Source organism: Paenibacillus sedimenti (assembly GCF_014534655.1).
GTDB classification, from domain to species: Bacteria; Bacillota; Bacilli; order Paenibacillales; family NBRC-103111; genus Paenibacillus_E; species Paenibacillus_E sedimenti.
On the sequence record NZ_JACVVD010000037.1, the window covers coordinates 1 to 4,108 of the forward strand.

At 41.7% G+C, this 4,108-nt stretch carries 7 protein-coding genes; all 7 read left to right on the forward strand.

Features of this window, described 5'->3' with window-relative positions; translation table 11 throughout:
* Nucleotides 1-322 precede the first annotated feature (322 nt).
* Complete coding sequence (locus ICC18_RS33215; protein WP_188178665.1) at nucleotides 323-850, forward strand: hypothetical protein; 528 nt, start codon at nucleotides 323-325, stop codon at nucleotides 848-850.
* 56 nt (nucleotides 851-906) lie between these two features.
* Nucleotides 907-1,047 carry a hypothetical protein gene (locus tag ICC18_RS33220; protein WP_188178666.1) on the forward strand — a complete coding sequence of 47 codons (141 nt, stop codon included), beginning with the start codon at nucleotides 907-909 and terminating at the stop codon, nucleotides 1,045-1,047.
* A 290-nt stretch (nucleotides 1,048-1,337) separates the two neighbouring features.
* Nucleotides 1,338-1,847 (forward strand): DinB family protein, encoded by a 510-nt coding sequence (locus tag ICC18_RS33225; RefSeq protein WP_223193099.1) that lies wholly within the window; start codon nucleotides 1,338-1,340, stop codon nucleotides 1,845-1,847.
* Between the two features lie 358 nt (nucleotides 1,848-2,205).
* Nucleotides 2,206-2,460 carry a MazG nucleotide pyrophosphohydrolase domain-containing protein gene (locus ICC18_RS33230; protein ID WP_188178667.1) on the forward strand — a complete coding sequence of 85 codons (255 nt, stop codon included), beginning with the start codon at nucleotides 2,206-2,208 and terminating at the stop codon, nucleotides 2,458-2,460.
* A 172-nt stretch (nucleotides 2,461-2,632) separates the two neighbouring features.
* Nucleotides 2,633-3,067 (forward strand): NUDIX hydrolase, encoded by a 435-nt coding sequence (locus ICC18_RS33235; RefSeq protein ID WP_188178668.1) that lies wholly within the window; start codon nucleotides 2,633-2,635, stop codon nucleotides 3,065-3,067.
* A 128-nt stretch (nucleotides 3,068-3,195) separates the two neighbouring features.
* Nucleotides 3,196-3,642 carry an NUDIX hydrolase gene (locus tag ICC18_RS33240; RefSeq protein WP_188178669.1) on the forward strand — a complete coding sequence of 149 codons (447 nt, stop codon included), beginning with the start codon at nucleotides 3,196-3,198 and terminating at the stop codon, nucleotides 3,640-3,642.
* Nucleotides 3,643-3,860: 218 nt separating this feature from the next.
* The gene (locus ICC18_RS34955; protein WP_188178670.1) at nucleotides 3,861-4,058 is read left to right on the forward strand and encodes a transposase; all 198 of its coding nucleotides are present in this window, start codon (nucleotides 3,861-3,863) and stop codon (nucleotides 4,056-4,058) included.
* The last annotated feature ends 50 nt before the right edge of the window (nucleotides 4,059-4,108 follow it).

Genomic DNA, 4,108 nt, shown 5'->3' on the forward strand with positions numbered 1-4,108 from the left:
ATCTGATGGTTGTCTCTAGTACTCTTCCTTAAGACCTGTATATTCAGAGTGATGAAATCCTGCGAATGATTGAGTATATGAGAGATAAACGCTTAATACTGAGGGACGGGAAACGATAGTTCAATAAGGATACGACGGCAGCCGGCCAGATCGATCGGCTGTCTTTTCCGCGCCTAACGGGCAGATTACGCTAATACCTGGGAAGTGCTATAATTTAGAAAATAGTGATCGAAAATAAAGGGCTGGGATAAGATGGATTACAAACTTTTACATAAAATAAGCGGGCACTTATATTTCAATCTTCATTAAGGAGCAGAAACTGATGAATATGTACAGGTTAACGTTTCTTAGCATTCGTCTAATGTCGATTTTATGCTTTATCACGGCTTTCAAATCCTTCGGCAACGTGATCGACTTTCTCTTTATGAGAATCGGTAACCCAGAGCTGTATCGTTACATTCCGCGAAATGTCATATCTTCAATGGGTCCATTTGTCCTGTATCTTCTTCTAAGTTTTATCCTCTGGTTATTTGCGAGCAAGCTTGCCGGCAAGTTGGTTTCGGATGTAAAGCATACGCATGAACCGAATTATGAAGGAATACTTCAGATTGGCATCGGTTTGCTTGGTCTTTATATGCTTACAATGGATGTCGCCGGTATTATGTGGACTATCAGAGATTTAGTAGGAGAGCAGACAGGTCTTATCCATGAAGAAGGTATGATGGGAGTTCTGTTCGACATCCCTGTTGATTTGATCAACTTGGCTATCAGTTTTTTTCTAGTTTTTAAGGCAGGCTGGATCTCGCGTAAGCTTCATATGGTTTGGAAGAAGGGGAATAATCCTATGTAAGGGAAGATGTAATGTTGTTACTGATAGCCATCCCATCTGTAGGTGGTATCAGGAATATGTCCAATCTTACTCCTATAGATGGATTTCAGCGGTGGATTGAACTAACGGAATACGATAGTGAAATGATTGTGACTAGAGCAGGCACCTCGGCGACCTGCTCCAAATCGTTGAACCTTCCTGTAGGGCCTAAGAAATAGATTTAGTCAAAACAGGAGCGCCTCTGTAAGATGGCTTTGTGCACGGGTTCGAAACCCACACCATCAAGGAGGCGCTCTTATATGAAGTTTAAGCAATCAGACGAATAGGGGGAGCGGACGAAGCATATACCGGGTATAACCGGCGGCGAATTTTCTATGGCGTTTTCATCTGTTATTATGTAAAATATTCCCTGAGACCGCCATGCAAATGCATATCGATTGCTTCCGCAAGGCGAGCTACGATGGTTGTCGTCGGCACCGTATTTATTCTAACTCTATAAGGAGAGATAATGATGCACACGAGTGTGAACGCATTTCTAGAAGATGGCAGGCAAGAGGTTGAGCTGACATTGAAAGTATTGGACAAGCTGACAGACGATTCGCTGAAGCAAGCCGTTTCGGAGGCTCAGCCGCGGACGTTGGGCGAACTAGCCTGGCATCTGGTGGGTAGCTACGGCGCTTTTTTGAAAGCGGCAGGTCTACAGATGGAAGGTCCGGACCTTTCGAAGCAGCCAGCTTCCGCAGCCGAAATCGCCAAGACTTACCGCAAGGTTCATGACATAGTTTCATCGGCGTTGAAGGAGCAATGGTCGGACGCCAAGCTGCCGGAGAAGTTAGTCCTGTTCGGCTTTATCGATACGACATACGGCGGCGTGCTGCAAATGTTGATCCGCCATCAAATCCATCATCGCGGCCAGATGACGATTCTGATGCGTCAAGCGGGACTTGCGGCTCCCGGCATCTACGGACCGAACGAAGAGGAAACCGCGGCTATGCGCGCAGCCCGCGCGAACAAATAATAGATATATTGAAAGAGGCAGTGCCGACTCGGCGTCTGCCTTTTTGCTATTTTCTCGTTCCAAAAGATGCTAGGAAATGTTTATATGTGTCATATATTTTGACTAATGGTTCTGAATCGCTTGGAAATATGAAATTCGCCAATCTGATAAGTTGTAGGATAATTTGAGGTGAATCGAACCATAATTGAGAATTCAGTCATTCCGCTAACGGAAAACTTGAGGATGATCTTGCGGCGCTGCGTTTTGACCGAGTAATTTGCGAGATGCAGTGTACTTAATTATTGAGTTTAAATAGTAAAATTCGTTAAGCTAAGGATACGATAGTTGAACGAATCAGGGAGCAGATAGGGGGAAATAGATGCCAGATTTAACTCTCAAGCAATTGCAATTAATACTTAAGGAAAAGGATTATAAGCCTGAACTTAAACAGGCATATTTTCTGAAACTGATCGAGGAAGTCGGGGAATTAGCGGAGGTTTTAAGGAAAGATAAACGGCTAACTGATCATAATACGATAAAAGGGACTATTGAAGAAGAACTGTACGATGTACTTTACTACGTTACTTGCTTGGCTAATGTGTACGATATTGATTTAGAGAATTGTATCACATGAAAGAAGCCATTAATAAAGAAAAATACAGATAAGTTATTGAGGAGCAGGCGCCGCGGCGACCTGCTCTTGGCCGTTAAAGTAACGGGAGTTATGATAAAAAAGATGGCGTCACTTAAACGGAGAAAGTAATGTTAGAATAAAGGATAATAGTCTCAATTATGGAGGTTATTCAATGTTCATTGTTAATGTCGAGGGCGCAATTTATTGTGAAGAAAAATGGTTAATAATTAAACGCAGCAATAAAGAAGAACACGCAGGTGGAACCTTATCGCTTGTTGGTGGCAAGGTCGATATTGAAGAAAATACCTTAGATACTTTGGAAAGAACGGTTAGACGGGAAATATTTGAGGAAGTCGGCATTGAAATTAAGGAAAATATACATTTTTTGTATAGTTCATCATTTGTTTCAGATAGTGGACTAAACGTAATAAATGTTGTCTTTCTCTGCGAGTATGGCAAAGGAACAGCACACAGCAAAAGTCCAGATGAAGTTGAAGAAGTATACTGGTTGACCTACGAAGAAGTATTAGCACACTCGAATACACCTCCGTGGACGAAGGAAAGCATAAAAAGGGCGGAAGATCAACGGAAAGTAATTACCGCCTAATTGGTGCAGTTTTCTCGTCATTGTATGACCAATTCGTACATTGACTAACGGGATTAAACTAACCGGGTACGATTCTTAAACAGGGGCTGACTACCTGGCAAGTGTTGAATTCACTGGGGGCGAATGATTTGAAAGAAAAATTGATTTTTGGAGAGAAGTTTAACCATCTCAAGTATCAAAGAAGAGATGGCTATTATGCTGTTATTATAGATACTAATAAACAACAGGTTGCTTCAGTTCTTACGGCTAAAAGAAGCTATTTTTTGCCTGGTGGTGGGATTGAAGAAGATGAGACACCCGAAGAATGTCTAAGACGAGAACTGTTAGAGGAAACAGGTTATGAAATAAATATTGGTTCTTATATCGGTAAGGCACAAAGATATTTTATCAGTCCCCAAAATGAACCTTTATTAAGCAATGGAATTTTCTTTATAGCAGAGTTTATTGAAAAAGTACAAGAACCGATGGACGATGACCATCATTTAAGGTGGATAAACTTGGATCAAGTTGATAATTTGTTTTTTCATGAACATCATTCATGGGCAGTTAAGAAAGCCTCTCAACGATTCAACTAACGGATAACGATAGCTCCATAACAAATATCAAGCAGGCTGCCGGTGATAAACTCGGTGGCCTGTTGTGCTAACGGGAGTTGTAACTAAAAATGTCGCTGATTTGAACATGAAATGTCGTTGAGTTTGAACACAAATGTCACTGGCTCGTGCCTTGATGGTACGGGCTTTTTATAATGCTACATAGAAACTAGACAGCCAAAAAGGAGATTCTTAGTTGTATGGCATCCACGAGAAGAAAGTTTACTCCTGAAGAAAAGGCACGTTTGGTACTGGAAATTTTGAAGGAAGAAAAGTCTATAGCGCAACTTGCATCGGAGCATGGAATTCATACCAATGTCCTCAACCGGTGGAAAACGAAGCGGTACAGAATCTTTCGCAATTATTCGTCGACGATCGCAAAGGCATTACGAAAATGAAAAATGAATACGAGCAGAAGATTGATGAACTCTACGCCGAGGTGGGAAAA

What these genes read in the sequence shown, in the direction of transcription:
- ICC18_RS33215 (WP_188178665.1), top strand. Translation starts at nt 323, where the DNA reads ATGAATATGTACAGGTTAACGTTTCTTAGCATTCGTCTAATGTCGATT.
- ICC18_RS33220 (WP_188178666.1), top strand. Translation starts at nt 907, where the DNA reads ATGTCCAATCTTACTCCTATAGATGGATTTCAGCGGTGGATTGAACTA.
- ICC18_RS33225 (WP_223193099.1), top strand. Translation starts at nt 1,338, where the DNA reads ATGATGCACACGAGTGTGAACGCATTTCTAGAAGATGGCAGGCAAGAG.
- ICC18_RS33230 (WP_188178667.1), top strand. Translation starts at nt 2,206, where the DNA reads ATGCCAGATTTAACTCTCAAGCAATTGCAATTAATACTTAAGGAAAAG.
- ICC18_RS33235 (WP_188178668.1), top strand. Translation starts at nt 2,633, where the DNA reads ATGTTCATTGTTAATGTCGAGGGCGCAATTTATTGTGAAGAAAAATGG.
- ICC18_RS34955 (WP_188178670.1), top strand. Translation starts at nt 3,861, where the DNA reads ATGGCATCCACGAGAAGAAAGTTTACTCCTGAAGAAAAGGCACGTTTG.